The organism is Massilia litorea (assembly GCF_015101885.1).
In the GTDB taxonomy this organism is placed as follows: domain Bacteria; phylum Pseudomonadota; class Gammaproteobacteria; order Burkholderiales; family Burkholderiaceae_D; genus Telluria; species Telluria litorea.
Genome location: NZ_CP062941.1, coordinates 4,670,346 through 4,685,831, shown reverse-complemented (window position 1 = coordinate 4,685,831; position 15,486 = coordinate 4,670,346). Strand labels below are relative to the sequence as shown.

14 protein-coding genes are annotated in these 15,486 nt (G+C 66.5%); 5 read left to right on the top strand and 9 right to left on the bottom strand.

The features are described from left to right. The first annotated feature begins 8 nt into the window (after positions 1-8). The 5 genes from hemC (at position 9) to ppa (ending at position 4,921) form a co-directional block, all read left to right on the top strand. Positions 9-983, top strand: coding sequence for a hydroxymethylbilane synthase (hemC, locus tag LPB04_RS21015; protein ID WP_193686393.1), 975 nt, complete (start codon positions 9-11; stop codon positions 981-983). A gap of 18 nt (positions 984-1,001) precedes the next feature. Next, positions 1,002-1,769 carry a uroporphyrinogen-III synthase gene (locus tag LPB04_RS21010; RefSeq protein ID WP_193686392.1) on the top strand — a complete coding sequence of 256 codons (768 nt, stop codon included), beginning with the start codon at positions 1,002-1,004 and terminating at the stop codon, positions 1,767-1,769. After that, positions 1,766-2,971 carry a uroporphyrinogen-III C-methyltransferase gene (locus LPB04_RS21005; protein WP_193686391.1) on the top strand — a complete coding sequence of 402 codons (1,206 nt, stop codon included), beginning with the start codon at positions 1,766-1,768 and terminating at the stop codon, positions 2,969-2,971. The genes LPB04_RS21010 and LPB04_RS21005 overlap by 4 nt, the downstream gene beginning before the upstream one ends. 7 nt (positions 2,972-2,978) lie before the next feature. Then, positions 2,979-4,175 carry a heme biosynthesis protein HemY gene (locus tag LPB04_RS21000; protein ID WP_193686390.1) on the top strand — a complete coding sequence of 399 codons (1,197 nt, stop codon included), beginning with the start codon at positions 2,979-2,981 and terminating at the stop codon, positions 4,173-4,175. 206 nt (positions 4,176-4,381) lie between these two features. Beyond that, positions 4,382-4,921 (top strand): inorganic diphosphatase, encoded by a 540-nt coding sequence (ppa, locus tag LPB04_RS20995; protein ID WP_193686389.1) that lies wholly within the window; start codon positions 4,382-4,384, stop codon positions 4,919-4,921. Between the two features lie 104 nt (positions 4,922-5,025). On the opposite strand, the gene LPB04_RS20990 is transcribed toward ppa, so the two are convergent. The 9 genes from LPB04_RS20990 to LPB04_RS20950 all read right to left on the bottom strand — a co-directional run bounded on the left by LPB04_RS20990 (position 5,026) and on the right by LPB04_RS20950 (position 15,338). After that, positions 5,026-6,438, bottom strand: a complete 1,413-nt coding sequence (locus LPB04_RS20990; RefSeq protein ID WP_193686388.1) for a PA domain-containing protein — start codon at positions 6,436-6,438, stop codon at positions 5,026-5,028. Continuing rightward, a complete protein-coding gene (locus tag LPB04_RS20985) occupies positions 6,431-6,826 on the bottom strand; it encodes a post-PEP-CTERM-1 domain-containing protein (RefSeq protein WP_193686387.1) in 396 nt (131 codons plus the stop codon). Before LPB04_RS20985 ends, LPB04_RS20990 begins: the two co-directional genes overlap by 8 nt. 322 nt (positions 6,827-7,148) lie before the next feature. Continuing rightward, positions 7,149-8,222, bottom strand: a complete 1,074-nt coding sequence (locus tag LPB04_RS20980; RefSeq protein WP_193686386.1) for a branched-chain amino acid ABC transporter permease — start codon at positions 8,220-8,222, stop codon at positions 7,149-7,151. Positions 8,223-8,226: 4 nt separating this feature from the next. Then, positions 8,227-9,252 (bottom strand): branched-chain amino acid ABC transporter permease, encoded by a 1,026-nt coding sequence (locus LPB04_RS20975; protein WP_193686385.1) that lies wholly within the window; start codon positions 9,250-9,252, stop codon positions 8,227-8,229. Positions 9,253-9,261: 9 nt separating this feature from the next. After that, the gene (locus LPB04_RS20970; protein ID WP_193686384.1) at positions 9,262-10,017 is read right to left on the bottom strand and encodes an ABC transporter ATP-binding protein; all 756 of its coding nucleotides are present in this window, start codon (positions 10,015-10,017) and stop codon (positions 9,262-9,264) included. Then, positions 10,010-10,792, bottom strand: a complete 783-nt coding sequence (locus LPB04_RS20965) for an ABC transporter ATP-binding protein (RefSeq protein ID WP_193686383.1) — start codon at positions 10,790-10,792, stop codon at positions 10,010-10,012. Before LPB04_RS20965 ends, LPB04_RS20970 begins: the two co-directional genes overlap by 8 nt. Before the next feature lies 1 nt (position 10,793). Further along, a complete protein-coding gene (locus LPB04_RS20960; protein WP_193686382.1) occupies positions 10,794-11,993 on the bottom strand; it encodes a substrate-binding domain-containing protein in 1,200 nt (399 codons plus the stop codon). Positions 11,994-12,014: 21 nt separating this feature from the next. Beyond that, positions 12,015-12,899, bottom strand: coding sequence for an alpha/beta fold hydrolase (locus LPB04_RS20955; RefSeq protein WP_193686381.1), 885 nt, complete (start codon positions 12,897-12,899; stop codon positions 12,015-12,017). 87 nt (positions 12,900-12,986) lie between these two features. After that, positions 12,987-15,338 (bottom strand): TonB-dependent receptor, encoded by a 2,352-nt coding sequence (locus LPB04_RS20950; RefSeq protein WP_227496517.1) that lies wholly within the window; start codon positions 15,336-15,338, stop codon positions 12,987-12,989. Positions 15,339-15,486: the final 148 nt, after the last annotated feature.

The window sequence follows — 15,486 nt, the reverse complement described above, 5'->3', positions numbered from 1 at the left end:
GCAAAGACATGACGCAGCCAGCAGTACGCTTGCCATCACAGCTGATCATCGCCTCGCGCGAGAGCCGCCTCGCCATGTGGCAGGCCGAGCACGTGCGCGATCGTCTCGCCGCATTATATCCAGATTGCCAAATCAGCATCCTCGGTATGACGACGCGTGGCGACCAGATCCTCGACCGCACGCTCTCGAAGGTCGGCGGCAAGGGCCTGTTCGTCAAGGAACTCGAAGTCGCGATGGCCGAAGGCCGCGCCGACCTGGCCGTGCATTCGCTGAAGGACGTGCCGATGGACCTGCCGGAAGGTTTCGAGCTGGCCGCCGTGCTCGAGCGCGAAGACCCGCGCGACGCCTTTGTCTCGAACGACTACGCCAGCCTCGACGAACTCCCGGCCGGCGCCGTCGTGGGAACGAGCAGCCTGCGCCGCCAGGCCCTGGTCGCCGCGCGCTACCCGCAGCTCGTCATCAAGCCGCTGCGCGGCAACCTCGATACCCGCCTTGGAAAACTCGACCGCGGCGAATACGCGGCCATCATCCTCGCCGCCGCCGGCTTGATCCGTCTCGGGCTGCCGCAGCGCATCCGCAGCGTGCTGGCGCCCGAACTGAGCCTGCCGGCCGCGGGCCAGGGCGCGATGGCGATCGAGATCGCGAGCGGCGCCCGCTCGGACGAGGTCGACCTGCAAGCCATCCTTGCGCCGCTGAACCACATCGATACGCGCCATGCCGTGCTGGCCGAGCGCAAAGTTTCGAAAATCTTCGGCGGCAGCTGCCAGATTCCGCTGGCGGCGCACGCGACCGTCGACGGTGGCAGCATGCACCTGCGCGCGATGGTGGCGACACCGGACGGCACGCGCAGCGCCTTTGCCGAGCTGACGGGGCCGGCGGACCAGCCGGAACTGCTGGGAGAGCAGGTGTCCGCGCTGCTGGAGCGGCAGGACGCGCAGGCGATCCTGGCCGTCTGCCGCCAGGACGCCGCGCTCGATGCCTGAGCTTTGCCTTTCACGCTGATGCCCGGGTCCGTCGTCATCACCCGTCCCCGTGCCCAGGCCGACGGCCTGGCGCGGGCAGTCGCCGCGCTCGGCCGCACGCCGGTCGTGCTGCCGCTGCTGGAGATTGCGCCGCTGGCCGACCAGTCACAGCTGGCCGCGACGCTGGCCGGCCTGGAAGCGTATGCCTTGGCCGCCTTCGTGTCGCCGAATGCGATCGACGCGGCGTTTGCGCACATTGGCCAGTGGCCGCGCCAGGTGGCGCTGGCCGTGCTGGGCGAGGGCAGCCGCGCCGCGCTGGCCCGGCATGGACTCGACAGCACAAACGCCACCATCCTCGGCCCGCTCGACCCGACGCGCAGCGATTCCGAGAACCTGCTGGCCTCGCTCGACCTGGCTGCCCTGGCCGGCAAGCGGGTCCTGATCGTGCGCGGCGAGTCCGGGCGCGAATTGATGGCCGACGGGTTTCGCGCCGCCGGCGCCGAGGTGACGGTCGTGCCGGCCTATCGGCGCAGCAGCCCGGCCTTGAGCCCGAAACTCGGCGCGACCTTGTGTAGCTTGCTGGACACACAGAACGACTGGATAATCACGAGCTCGGAAGCGCTGCGGGGGCTGTTCGACCTGCTGCGCCAGCTTGGCGATGCTCGGGTAGACCAGATGCAACAGCAGCACGTCATCGTGCCGCACGCCCGGATCGCCGCCACCGCGCAGGCACTCGGGCTGGCGCGGGTGACGCTTACCGGCTCGGGCGACGAGCGATTGCTTGCCGCGTTACAATCTCAAAAATGAACGAACTGCCGAACAATCCAGAGCTGCCACCGACGCAGCCGCCCGCCACCCACCCTGCCGAGCTCGCTGCAACTGCATCGGCCTCTGCCGCCCCGGGCCCCGAATCCTATCGTCCGCGCGCTCCCGAGCGCCGGGCAGGGCCGGGCATGGGCGAACAGCTCACACGCCCCCTGCCGCTGGCCGTGATGGCGCTGGCCGTGCTGCTGGCGGCGCAAACCTGGTCGAGCCACAGCCGCATCAACACGCTGCGCCAGGAAATGGCGCGCAGCCTGCAAAAGGGCAATGAAACCGCGTCGCAGACCGCATCCCTTGCGCGCGACATCGCCGAGCAGTCGAAGGCGCTGCAGCTGAAAGTCGGCGTGCTGGAAAGCCGCCAGCTCGAGAACCAGACCCAGCAGCTGGCACTGGAACAGCTGTATGCCGACCTGTCGAAGAGCCGCGACGAGTGGGCGCTGTCGGAAGTCGAGCAAGTGCTCTCGACCGCCAGCCAGCAGCTGCAGCTGGCCGGCAACGTGCAGGGCGCCCTGATCGCGCTGCAGAACGCCGACCGCTCGCTGGCACGCTCGGACAAGCCGCAATTCATCGCCGTGCGCCGCGCCATTGCGGGCGACATGGAAAAACTGAAGGCGACGCCGGCCGTTGACCTGGCCGGCGTGGCAGTGCGCCTCGACAGCGTGATCGCCCAGGTCGACACGCTGCCCCTGCTGTCGGACGAAAAACCGCTGTTGCCGGCGGCGCCAGTGCGCAGCCAGCGCGCACAAATGGAGATGAAGCGGGACACGCAACGGCGCGGTGCGCCCGCCGCGCCCGCGGCGCCCCTCGGCATCGGCGAGCGCATGGTCGCCACCTGGCGCAACTGGAGCGAGGAGATGTGGGACGACGTACGCCAGCTGATCCGGGTACGCAGCGTCAACACGCCGGAAGCGCTGATGCTCTCGCCCGACCAGAATTATTTCGTGCGCGAGAACCTCAAGCTGCGCCTGCTGAACGCGCGCCTGGCCCTGCTGTCGCGCGACGAGACGACCTTCGCCAGCGACCTGACTGCGGCCCAGGAAACGCTGGACAAGTATTTCGACACGCGCGCCCGCACCACGCAGCAGGCCCAGTCGGCGCTGCGCCAGGTGCAGGCGAACAACCTTGCGATCGACATGCCGACGCTTGCCGACAGCCTGAACGCCGTGCGCAATTACAAGAAGCCCTGAATAATTTATGCGTCTACTTCTCTGGTTAGTCGCCCTGATGGCCGCGGCCATCGGCATCGCCGTGACGGCGCGTTTCAATCCGGGCAATGTGGTGTTCTTCTATCCGCCGCACCGCATCGACATGTCGCTGAACCTGTTCGTGGTGCTGCTGGCGCTGCTGTTCCTGATCCTGTACGGCGTGGCGCGCGCGGTGAATGCGACCCTGCGCATGCCCGAGCGCGTGGCCGCCTACCGCCAGCGCAAGCGTGAGCGCGAAGGCAACAAGGGCCTGCGTGACGCATTGAAAGCCCTGTTCGAAGGCCGCTTCGGCCATGCCGAAAAGGCCGCGATGCGCGCCGCCGAACTGCCCGAGAACGCGAGTCTCGCGTCCCTGATCGGCGCCCGCGCCGCGCACCGCATGCGCGAACCGGCCCGGCGCGACGCCTGGCTGGCCGGCGTCGCCCACGACAACGCCCTGAAAACGGCGCGCCTGATGACGATCATCGAACTGCTGGTCGACGACCACCAGCCTGAAGAGGCCCTGGCGGCGGTCGCCGAACTGAACGCCAGCGGCCAGCGCCACATCCACGCGCTGCAGTGGTCGATGAAGGCCAACCAGCAGGCCCGCAACTGGCCGGAAGTGCTGCGCCTGGTGCGCATCCTGGACAAGCGAAAGGCGCTGCATCCGGCGCTCGCCGCGCGCCTGCGCGAGCTGGCCTATGAGGCGCTGCTGTCGGAAGAAGGACGCGATCCGGAAGCGATCCGCCGCGTCTGGGCCGGCGTGCCCGCCAGCGACCGCACCAAGCCCTACATCGCGGCGCGCGCCGCCGGCGCCTTCAATGCCAGCGGCCTGCACGATGAAGCGCGCGTGATCGCCGAAGACGCCCTGAAGGCAGGCTGGGACGAGCGCGTCGTGCGCGCCTACCGCGACGCCGCCGGACCGGCCGGTTCGCCGGCCCTGCTGGCCCAGATCGAACACTGCGAAGCCTGGCTGCGCGAGCGCCCGAACGACCCGGAACTGGCGCTCACGCTCGGTTCCCTCTGCCTGCGCCAGAAACTCTGGGGCAAGGCCCAGCGCTACCTGGAGCAGGCGCTGTCGGACGCGACCCAGTCGAGCATGGTGCGCGACGTTCACCTGAAGCTGGCGCAGCTGCACGAGGCGCTGGGGCAGGAGGAGCCGGCGGCGAATCATTATCGGCAGAGTGCGCTGGCGACGATGCTTTAAAAGCGGGATCTCGGCGAGGGCGTCAACGCGATGCGTGTCGACGTGCATGCCATGTAACGCCATTCGAACGGTCGAGGCGCCTCGACTGGACTCGCCGCACACAAGCACCGATCGATCCGCACGGCAAGCTGCTGCACCGCACAAGCTCATGCCTATTCGATATAATGCTCCCCTTTATTGAATCTTCAGCAACCAAGGACCAACCCATGAGCCTGAACAACGTCCCAGCCGGCCGCGATGTGCCGAACGACTTCAACGTCATCATCGAAATCCCGATGAACGCCGATCCGATCAAGTACGAAGTGGACAAGGACACCGGCGCGATCTTCGTCGACCGCTTCATGGGTACCGCGATGCACTATCCGTGCAACTACGGCTATGTGCCGCAAACCCTGTCGGACGACGGCGACCCATGCGATGTGCTGGTCATCACCCCGTTCCCGCTGATCCCTGGCGTCGTGGTGCGCTGCCGCGCCATCGGCGTGCTGAAGATGACCGACGAAGCCGGCGGCGACGCCAAGATCCTGGCCGTGCCTGTCGACAAGATCCTGCCGATCTACAGCCACTGGCAAAAGCCGGAAGACCTGCAAGACCTGCGCCTGCAGCAGATCCAGCACTTCTTCGAGCACTACAAGGACCTCGAAAAAGGCAAGTGGGTCAAGATCGAAGGCTGGGAAGGCCCTGAAGCCGCCAAGGAAGAAATCGTCAACGGCGTCGCAGCGTACAAGGCAAAAGAACAGCAGTAATCGTTCGTATGCGAATGAGAAGGCCCGGCACCTTATCGGTGGCCGGGCCTTTTTTATTGCGCACTAACCGTGCAACGCCGCCCTGCGGCTTTTATCGGGTGCGCCTACCAGCCGATATCCTGGAGCAGCGGGAAGGTCAGGTCGCGCGGCGGCGTCACCGTGTGCGTCAGGTCCGAGTTGATCGCAGGCTCCATCAGCTGGTTCGGCTTCGCCTCCGTCGTGTAGTGCGAGACCGAGGAACCCGGCTGGTTGGGGTTCGGGGTGTACATCAGGATGCGATGGCGTTCGTCGGCGCCGGCCAGACGGTGCCGGTTGATGCCGAGGCTGGCAATCACGCCGGAGTGGTTGCGCCAGCGGTTCTGGATGGCAGAACGCAGCTTCATGCCGTCCGCCTGGGTGACGCGCACCGACGGTATCCGTATGCCCGGATCACTGCCGCTCAGGCCGGTGAGTGGGCCAGGGGCATTGTCGGCCACAATCATGCCGATGGCGCCGGCTGCCTGCACGTTGCGCGCCTTGTCGACGAAGGGACAGGTGCCGCGCGAGACGAAGGCGATATTGCCGCGGACGGCGCGTACGTTCAAACGGCTCAGCGGCGCGCAGGCCAGGCCCGAACCATCGGGCTGGTCGATCACGGGCATCAGCTCCCCGGTCACGGGGACGCGGCCGAGCGGCGGGCCGAAGGAAGCGTCGCCGACATCGTAGTTGCCGGAGGCGGCCTTGCCGAAGACGCGCAGGCGCGAGCGTGGATCGAGCACGTAAGGCACGGCCGCGGTCACGATCGGGCCGTTCCAGGACAGGCCGTGGTCGCTGATGGCCGAGACCACCCGCTCTTCGGGCGTCATCTGGACCCAGGTACGCTCGGTGCGGTTGTCGACCAGGTAGTGATCCCAGATCGAGGGGACGTCGTTGATTTCGGCGCCGGTCTCGTCGTCGGTGAAGGTCTGGAAGCCGAGGCCGTGCGCCATCTCGTGCAGCAGGACGGTGACCAGGTCAAGGGCTTTGTCGGCATTGTTGTCGAGCCCAAGGTAGAAGCCCGGACCCGGCAGGCAGTCCGGGAACAGGCCGAGGCGCGAATTGAAGCGCGCGATGATGTGAGGTTCGCCCGGCGTGGCGACGTCCACGCCGGCCAGCTTGCTCGCCAGGGCGCTCGGATACCAGGTGTTGGGGCGCGGCGCGTTCGTGAAATCGGACCAGATCTCGTTGGCGCCGGCTGAGCCCAGCACGGCGCTGTCGGCCGTGCAGGACAGCGGCACGAAGGACGCGCCGATGCGGATTGGCACGCTGCTGGTGAGGGTCGCGCCCCAGATGTCGGCCGCATGCTGGAAGGCGATCAGGCGCTGCTGTCCGACCGTGGTGCCGGGGTTGCCCCCGACCGGTGCGGCGGGCGTCGGATCGTTGAATCCGATCCCGGGGGCATTCTGGTTGACGATGGTGATCGTCGCCGCTTCGGCGCCGGCAAGGACGGCGCAGGACAGCAGCAAGGCGGCAATGCGGCGCACTGGGGACTTAGTCATGGCCATGCTCCCCATGGGCGGCGGCCGAAGAGGAAGCCGGCGCAGGGGAGTGGACGGCTTTCTCGGCCGCCGCCGCGCCTTGTACGCACTGGTCTTGCAGTTTGCCGTCGGCGCCGCGCGTGACGACTGTATAGACCAGGCCGCGTTCGCCGAGTTTGACCTGGCGGCCGCCGTCCGGGTGGGTGACCATGGCCGGTGGCGCGGCGCGCATCGCCGCGGAGGCGGCGGGCGCCGGCGCCAGTGCGCGGGCTTCGGCCGCCGTGGGGGCGCGCAACTCGCCGGTCTGGGCATCGCGCACGACGACCATCCCGGATTCCTGCTGGGCATGGACCGATATCGGCAGGGCGCCGCACAGGGCGGCACACGGCAAGACTGTGAGTAATTTCATGTAGGACATGGTGAGATCTCCGCTCAGGCTTCAGATCGACGGCTTGCGGCGCATGGGCTTAGGCGCCGAGGCCAGGGGCCAGCAATCGCAGCAACACGCACGGCGCCGCCGCGAATACACCACCCCTATGACTAGGACCGCCCGCAGTGAGGCAGGTTCGGACGGGCTCAATTCATCATATGAGCTGAAGAATCAGGAACCTTGATGTGCATTCAATGTGCGTGGCGGCCCTGGCGGGACAGTTCGCTGCCGTGCCGGTGCATGAAGACGAGCGGAAGGAAAAACGGTGCGGACGGCAGGACGCCGTCCGCGGCAGGGAATACTAGCGCCGGGCGAGATAGCTGCGCAGGCGCAGCTTGCCGACGATCCCGATCGGGAAGAAATAGATCGACAGGACGAACAGCACGCCCAGCCACAGCATCCAGCGGTCCGGGTGCAGGGCGGCGGCCAGCAGCGGCACGCTTTCCATCGCGGCGGAACCGTGGGCCATGAGTTCCTTTAAATAGTTCTGCGCCAGGATGAAGAGGGCGGCGCCGACGACCGCCCCATACATCGTGCCCATGCCGCCGATCACGACGATCAGCAGGATGTCGGTCATCACCTCGAAGCCGAGCGAGGTCTTGGGGCCGACATAGCGCAGCCACAGGGCCATCAGGGCGCCCGCCAGCGCCGCCACCAGCGCCGCCAGGCAGTTGGCCCAGATGCGGTAGACGACCGTGCGGTAACCCAGCGCCTCGGCGCGGAACTCGTTCTCGCGGATCGCCTGCAGCACCCGCCCGAAGGGGGAATTCACGAGGCGCAGCAGGAACAGGAACAGGAGCAGGCAGCCGAAGAACACGAGGTAATACGTCAGCAGCTTGCCGTCGATCGCGCGCCCGAACACCGCGTTTTCGATCAGCGTGAAGCCGGGCGAGAGCAGCTCGGGCACGCTGAAGGTCTTGCCGTCCTCGCCGCCGGTGAAATCCGACAGTTGCGAGGCCAGCACGGCGAACGAGGAAGCCACAGCCAGCGTGATCATCGCGTAGAAGATGGCGCGTACGCGCAGCGCGAACAGGCCGACGACGAAGGCCAGCGCCAGCGCCAGCAGCAGGGCCAGGCCGAGGCCGGTGAGCGCGGCCGACCAGGTCGGCTCGTCGACTGAGGACAAGCCCAGCCCGATGCCATAGGCCCCGATCCCGTAGAACATCGTGTGCGCGAAGGAGACGACGCCGGTATAGCCGAGCAGCAGGTCGTAGGAGGCGACCAGCACGATGTAGACGCAGATCGTGGCCGCCGTGTTCAGCGGCCGCGCGCCGCTGGTGAGGAAGGGTGCGAATGCCAGGCCGAGGAAGACCAGCAGCAGGACCAGGGTCAGGATGCGGCTGCGCGGCAGGTCGCCGGAAAGAAGTCGGGTCATTGGCTTAACTCCGCGATGTCGAATACAGGCCGGCCGGACGCCACATCAGCACTGCGATCATCAGCGCGATGTTCGAGACCAGGGCGAATTTCGGCGTGAGAAAACCGGCATAGTTGGCCACCAGCGCCATCAGCAGCGAACCGATGAAGCAGCCGCCCACCGAGCCCAGGCCGCCGATGATGATGACGATGAAGATCATGACGATGGTCTCGCCGCCCATCGCGGCCGACAGGGTTTCCTTGTACAGGCCCCACATCACGCCGCCCAGGCCGGCCAGCGCCGAACCGGCCGCGAACACGGCGACGAACAGGCGCCGGATGCGGTAGCCCAGGCTCTCGACCATGTCGCGGTTTTCGACGCCGGCGCGGATCAGCAAGCCGATCTTGGTGCGGTTGAGAACCAGGAACAGGACCGCGAACACGACCAGCCCGACGACCACCGCCAGCAGCCGGTATTTCTCGATCGCGGCGTCGCCCATGAAGATGGCGCCGCGCAGGGAAGCCGGCAGCGGCAGCGGGATCGTTTCCGCGCCCCAGATCACGTTGATCAGCTGTTCGGCGACGATCATGCCGCCCATCGTGATCAGGATCTGTTTCAGGTGCTGGCCGTAGACCGGCATGATGATGATGCGCTCGAAGGCCCAGCCGAGGAGGGCGGTGACGACCATCGCCAGCGTCACCGCCAGGCCGAGTACACCGAGGTTCAACAGCAGCGAATCGGCTTCCAGCCAGCCGCGCATCGGCAGCAGCACCAGGGTCGCCGTAAAGGCGCCGACCGACACGAAGGCGCCGTGGCCGAAGTTCAGCACGTCCATGAGGCCGAAGACGAGCGTGAGCCCGCTGGCCATGATGAAGATCATCATGCCCATCGCGAGACCGGCGACGGTGAGCGTCACCCAGGTCGGGAAACTGCCGACCAGCGGCAGCATCGCAAGAGCCAGCACGGGAATGAGCAGCAGCGGCGCGATGTCGCGCGGGGCGCTGGGCAGCGGCGTGTCGGCCGGCTGCACGAGGGGGAGGCTTGCACTCATCGTTGAATCCTATTGGTGGGAGTCGAGCGACAGGCCGAGCAGGCGCTGCTGCAGCTCGTCGTCGCCGGCCAGCGCCGCCATCGCGCCGGCATGGGCCACGCGGCCGTCGTCCATCACGCTGACGGTGTCGCCCAGCGAGCGCACGAAGTTGAAATTCTGCTCGACCAGCAGGATGGTGGTGTCGGTTTCCTTCAGCTCGCGGAAGGCCGCGATCAGGCTTTGCACGATGGCGGGAGCGAGGCCCTTGGTCGGCTCGTCCACCAGCAGCAGCTTTCTCGGCTCGACGATCGCACGGGCGATCGCCACCATCTGTTTCTGGCCGCCCGAGAGGTTCCCGGCCGGGTAGTTCCAGAATTTTTTTAACGCAGGGAAGAAGCCGAAGATCCAGTCGACCCGCGCCTGGTCCATCGGGCCGCTGCGCGCGGCCAGGTGCAGGTTCTCGCGCACGGTCAGATCGGAAAACACGGCCATGCTTTCCGGGACATAGGCGATGCCGGCGCGCGCGATGTCGGGCGTGGCCAGTTTCGTGATGTCCTGGCCGTCGAAGGTGATGGCGCCGGCGCTCGCCTTCCACAGCCCCATGATCGTGCGCAGGGTGGTGGTCTTGCCGGCGCCGTTACGGCCCAGCAGCACCGACAGGCCGCCGCGCGGCACGGCCAGGTCCACGCCTTGCAGGATGTGGTACTGGCCGATGTGGGTGTGGACGCCGGAGAGGGTCAAGAGTGGGGCCTGTCCTGCGGCCTCGCTCCTGTTCGCGTCACGCATGTTCGCTTTCGGGTGTTCCAAGATAGGCTTCCTGTACGATCTTCGATTGCATGACTTCGCCGGGCATGCCGTCCGCGACCAGGGTGCCGTTGTGCAGCACGATGATGCGGTCGGCCAGCTGGCGCACGACGTCCATCTTGTGCTCGACCAGCAGCACGGTCTTATTGGCGTCGCGCTTCACGGCCTGGATCAGGTCGAGCACGACCGGGACCTCATCGACGCTCATGCCGGCGGTCGGCTCGTCGAACATCAGGATGTCCGGTTCCAGCGCCAGCAGGATCGCCACTTCCAGCTTGCGCTGGTCGCCGTGCGAGAGCGAGCCGACGAGGGCTTCGCGCTTGCCCGCCATCGCCACCCGTTCCAGGTAGTGTCCGGCACGCTCGATCAGTTCCTTGTGGCCGAACCAGACCGAGAACATGTTCATGCCGAGCCCGGCCCGGCTTTGGACGGCCAGGCGCACGTTTTCCATTACCGTCAGGTTGGGGAACAGATTCGTCAGCTGGAACGCGCGCCCGATGCCGAGCCGCGTGCGGCGGGCAGCGCCGGCGCGGGTGACGTCGACGCCCTTCAACAGCACGCTGCCCGAGGTGGCCGGCAGCTGGCCCGAGACCAGATTGAAATAGGTCGTCTTGCCGGCCCCGTTCGGGCCGACGATCACCGTCAGCGTGCCCGGGTAGAAGTCCGCCGTCACCGCGTTCACCGCGACGTGTCCGCCGAAGCGGATCGTCAGGTCGCGCGTGGACAGCGACGGCTGCTGTACTGGAACGCTTGCCATCTCAGCGCTTGTTGCGGACCGGGAGCGGCAGCTCGGCGGCCGGGATTTCGCGCACCAGTTCCAGCAGGTCCCATTCGTTCTTCTGGTCCTTCTTGATGCGGAAGTGGTACATCGACTGCAGCGCCTGGTGGTCTTCCTTGCGGAAGCTCATCGGGCCTTTCGGCGTCTCGAAGCTCATGCCTTCCATGGCCGCGACCAATTGGTCCCCGTTCCCGCTCGGGACCTTGGAAAGCGCATTGAACACCGCGCTGGCGGCGGCGAAGCCGCCGGCGGTGAACATGTCGGGCGGTGCCTTGAAACGCTTGGTATGTTCCGCCACCAGCCAGTCGTTCATCTTGTTCTTCGGGAAGGCATAGTAATAATAGATCGTGCCTTCGGTGCCGGCGTAGTTCTTCCAGGTCTTCATCACCGGCAGGATGTTCCCGCCCGGTGCCAGCGAGATGCCGAAGCGTTCCGGCTTCATGTCGGCGATCTTGTTCATCGGGTTCGGGCCGGCCCAGACGATGCCCAGCACGCGCGGCTGCGGCTTGTCCTTCAGGGCGTCGAACAGGCGCTGGGTCGGCGCGGTGAAATCGGTCGCGGCGGCCGGCGCGTATTCCTCGTGCACCACCGTGGCCTTGCTGCCGGTCGCCGCCAGGGCTTCCTTGCCGGCCTTGACGCCGTCGCGCCCGAAGGCATAGTCCTGGGCCAGGAAGGCGACGCTGCCGCCTTTCAGGGTGGTGGCTGCGGCCAGCGCGTCCTGCATCGAGTTGCGCGCGGTGCGGAAGATGTACTTGTTCCACTTGTCGCCGGTGATGGCGTCGGCCACGGCCGGCTCGACGATCAGCACTTTCTTGTATTCCTTCGCCACCGGCAGCATGGCGAGCGCCGAGCCGGAAGAGCTGGTGCCGACCGCGATCTCGACCTTGTCGTCGCCATAGGCTTCGGCCAGCAGGGTGCGGCCGAGGTCCGGCTTGCTCTGGTCGTCCTTGACGATGACCTTCAGCTTGCGCCCATTGATCTCCATCTTTCCGCCGGTGAGGTATTCCAGGCCCAGCATGAAGCCGGTCTCGGTTTCCTTGGCATAGGCCTCGAGCGCGCCGGTCTTGCCGGCGATGAGGGCGATTTTCAGATCGGGGCCGGCCGCCAGCGCATACGGCGCCGCAGTGGCGGCGAAGGCGACGAGAAGGGCGGCGCTGAGGGGTTTGATGAGATGGTGCATGCTGTCTCCTGATTGCTGTTTTTAAGGAAGCTGCGCCAGGAACTGGCGTATCGCCTCCAGGGCTTCCGGTTCGGTGAGCATCGGGGCGTGGCCGACGTTCGGCACTTCGGTGTACTGCATGGCCGGCGCGGCGCGCCGCATCCACGCCGCCTGGTCCGGCTCGAGCAGGTCGGACAGGGCACCGCGCACCAGCAGGGTCGGGCGCTTGTGCGCGAGACGCTTGAAGGCGAGGCGGCCGGCCAGCGAAGTCGGTCTTAGTTTACCTGTTTGCAATGCTATCGCAATAGCCGGGTCGTAGCGCAGGGCGAGCTTGCCCGATGCGTCTTCCTCGAAGGCGCGGCGTGCCCACTTGCCCCATTCCTCCTCCGGTGCGTCGGGAAAGGCGCAGGCGTTGATGTCTTTCAGGTAGGCGGCGGCCTCGATCCAGGAAGCGAGGGTGCTGCAGCGTCCCGCATAGCCGGCGATGCGCGCCAGGCCCTTGACCGACAGTACCGGCCCGACGTCGTTGATCACGGCGCCGGCAATCAGCTCGATGTGGCGCACGGCCAGCGTCATCGTGATCAGGCCGCCCATCGAGGTGCCGATGAACACGGCGCGCGCGATGCCGAGGTCGTGCAGGAGCTTGACGACGTCGTTCGCATACACGACCGGGTTGTAGTTGTCGGGATTCGGGTCGCGCGCCGAGTCGCCGCGGCCGCGCACGTCGGGGACGAGCACGCGCCGGCCCCAGCGGGCGATCTCGGGCGCCAGTTCGTCGAAGTCCGCCGAGTTGCGCGTCAGGCCGTGCAGGCACACTACCGGCAAATGCGCCGGCACCGGCGCCGGACCGCCACTGGCCGGGTAATCGCGCGCATACAGGCGCAGGCCATCGTCGCTCGTAAAGCTGGTTTCAGTGTAGGTGGACATGTGACCCCGTAATCGATGAGGTGGACGCGCACGCCGGCGCATTTACGTGCACCTCGGCGTGCGCCTCTTTTTACTACGCGGGGCGGATCAGAACTTCACGTTCACGGTCGCGCGCACGGTGCGTGGGTCGCCATAGAACGCGGTGACGGTGTTGAAGAAGCCCGAGAAATTGTAGCCGGCCACCTTGTAGCGCTTGTCCGCCAGGTTGCGGCCGTGCAGCCCGACCTGGATCTTGCGGTCGGCGCTGGTCCACACCAGGCCCGCATCCCACAGCGAATAGCCGCTCTGGGCCAGCGCCAGGTTGCCGGGGACGGTCGGGTCCAGGCTGGCGATGCCGGGCGCGCTCACGATCTCGGTCTGGTACACCTTGCTCTTGTAGGAGACGCTGTTGGTCAGGCTCAGCGAACCGCTGCGGCCCGCGACCGCGAACGGCCAGTCGTAGGTGACGCCGAGGTTGGCGGCGTTCTTCGGCGTGTTCTGGAACTCGGTATGCGGTGCGATGTTCACCAGGCCGGTGGTGTTCGCGACGAACCATTCCTTGTAGTTGGCGTCGATGTAGCTGTACATCGCGTTCATGCTCAACTGGTTGGTCAGGTAGGCGATCGCTTCCAGTTCCACGCCCTTGATCTTGGCCTTGCCGGCGTTGGTCAGGCTGCCGGCGAAGCCGTTCACCGCGCCGTTCGCACCGAAGGTCGGAATCGAACCCGGGACCTGGACGTTCTTGTAGTCGGTATAGAACACGGCGGCATTGGTCTGCACGCGGCCGCCGTTCAGCGCCGACTTCAGGCCCAGTTCGACGGTGCTGACTTCTTCCGGATCGACGCCCTGGCGCTTCTGCAGCGAAGCGGCGCTGTTCGGGCCGCCCGTTGCCACCAGGTCCATGCGCGGATCGAACATGCCGCCCTTGAAGCCCTTGGCGTAGGTGCTGTAGATATTATGTTCCGGCGCGATCTTCCAGCCGAAGCCGACCTTCGGCGTGAACTTCTTGTCGGTGCGGTGCAGGTCGTTCGGGCCGAGGTCCGTGTTCGGGGCGGCGAGGGGGACAGCGGCGGGATTACCCAGGTTGGGCGAGCCGGCCAGGCCGAGGTAGGTGCGCTTGAAGATGGCGGCGCTGCGCTCGTCGCTGGTGTAGCGGCCGCCGAGCGTGATGTTGAAGGTGTCGGTCAGGCTGTAGCTGGCGTCGGCGAAGACGGCCCAGGTCTTGGTGTCGATGTCGTCGCGGGTCAGCAGCGACAGGCCGCCCAGTGCGTTGTACAGCACGTCGAATTCGTTGAAGGCATTCGTCTTCATGTAGAACAGGCCGGCCACGCCCTGCCAGCGCGAGCCGGTATAAGTCAGCTGGAATTCCTGGCTGGTCTGCTTGTCGCTGTAGATCGACGGCGCTTCCCAGGTCGGCGTGTTGAGCGAATCGAAGTCGATCGGCGCGTACGACAGCGATTTGCGATGCGCCGTGATCGACTTGACCGACAGGGTCGGGTCGATCGTGTATTCGAGCAGCAGGGCCTGGCCTTCGGTCGTCACCTTCTGTTCGTGGCCATTGACCGCATACAGGTTGGCGCGGGTGTCGTAGAAGTCGTTCAGCGGTGCGAGGCTGGCCGGGGCCGGGCCAGGGGTCAGTCGATAGCCCTGCTTGGGTTCCGACTTGTCGACCGTCTTGTCGGCGGTGAAGCGCACGAACAGGTCGCTGGTCGGGGTCAGCTCGGCGCTGAAGCGGCCGGCCAGCACGTCCTTGTTGTAGTTCTCGCGGCCGTTGACGACGTTCTTGCCGAAGCCGTCGCGGTTGAAGGTGCCGACGGTAGCGCCCAGGCGCAGCATGTCGGAGACCGGGGTGCTGCCCTTGAGGACCAGGTCTTTTTCGCCGTAGTTGCCGACGGTCGCCTTGACGTCGAAGGTCGGCTTCGAGGCCAGCTTGCGGGTCACGTATTTGACCGCGCCGCCGATGGTGTTGCGGCCGTACAGGGTGCCCTGCGGACCGCGCAGCACTTCGATGCGCTCGAGGTCATAGATGTCGGTCAGGGCGCCCTGGGGACGCGCCAGGTAGACGTCGTCGAGATAGATGCCGACGCCCTGTTCGAAGCCGGCAACCGGGTCTTGCTGACCGACGCCGCGGATGAACGCGGTCAGGGTGGTGTTCGTGCCGCGCGAGGCCTTGAGCGTGGTGTTCGGGACCTTTTCGGTCAGCGCGGTCAGGTCGGGAATCGCCTGCTTTTCGAGATCGGCGCCCGAGAGCGCGGTGACGGCGCCCGGGACATCCTGGATCAGTTCGGCGCGGCGGCGGGCGGTCACGATCACTTTGTTGATGGCGCCGTCGGTGGCCGCGGCGGTGTCGCCGCTCGCCTGGGCTTCCTGGGCTTGCTGGGCGTGTGCGATTCCGACCGGGCCACCGTAGATCGCCAGCAGAACGGCGGTGGAAATGGCGGAACGATTGATCAATTTCATTTTTTTATCTGTCAGGCGCATTTCTTGTCTCCTAATTATGGTGGTGGCGATGCGTTCGGAATCGCACGCAGAGCAGTGTGCACGGGTTCGGTCTGGCTGAAAAGATAACAATGCGCCCACCCCTTGTGCGTGGATGCACAGGCCGGCG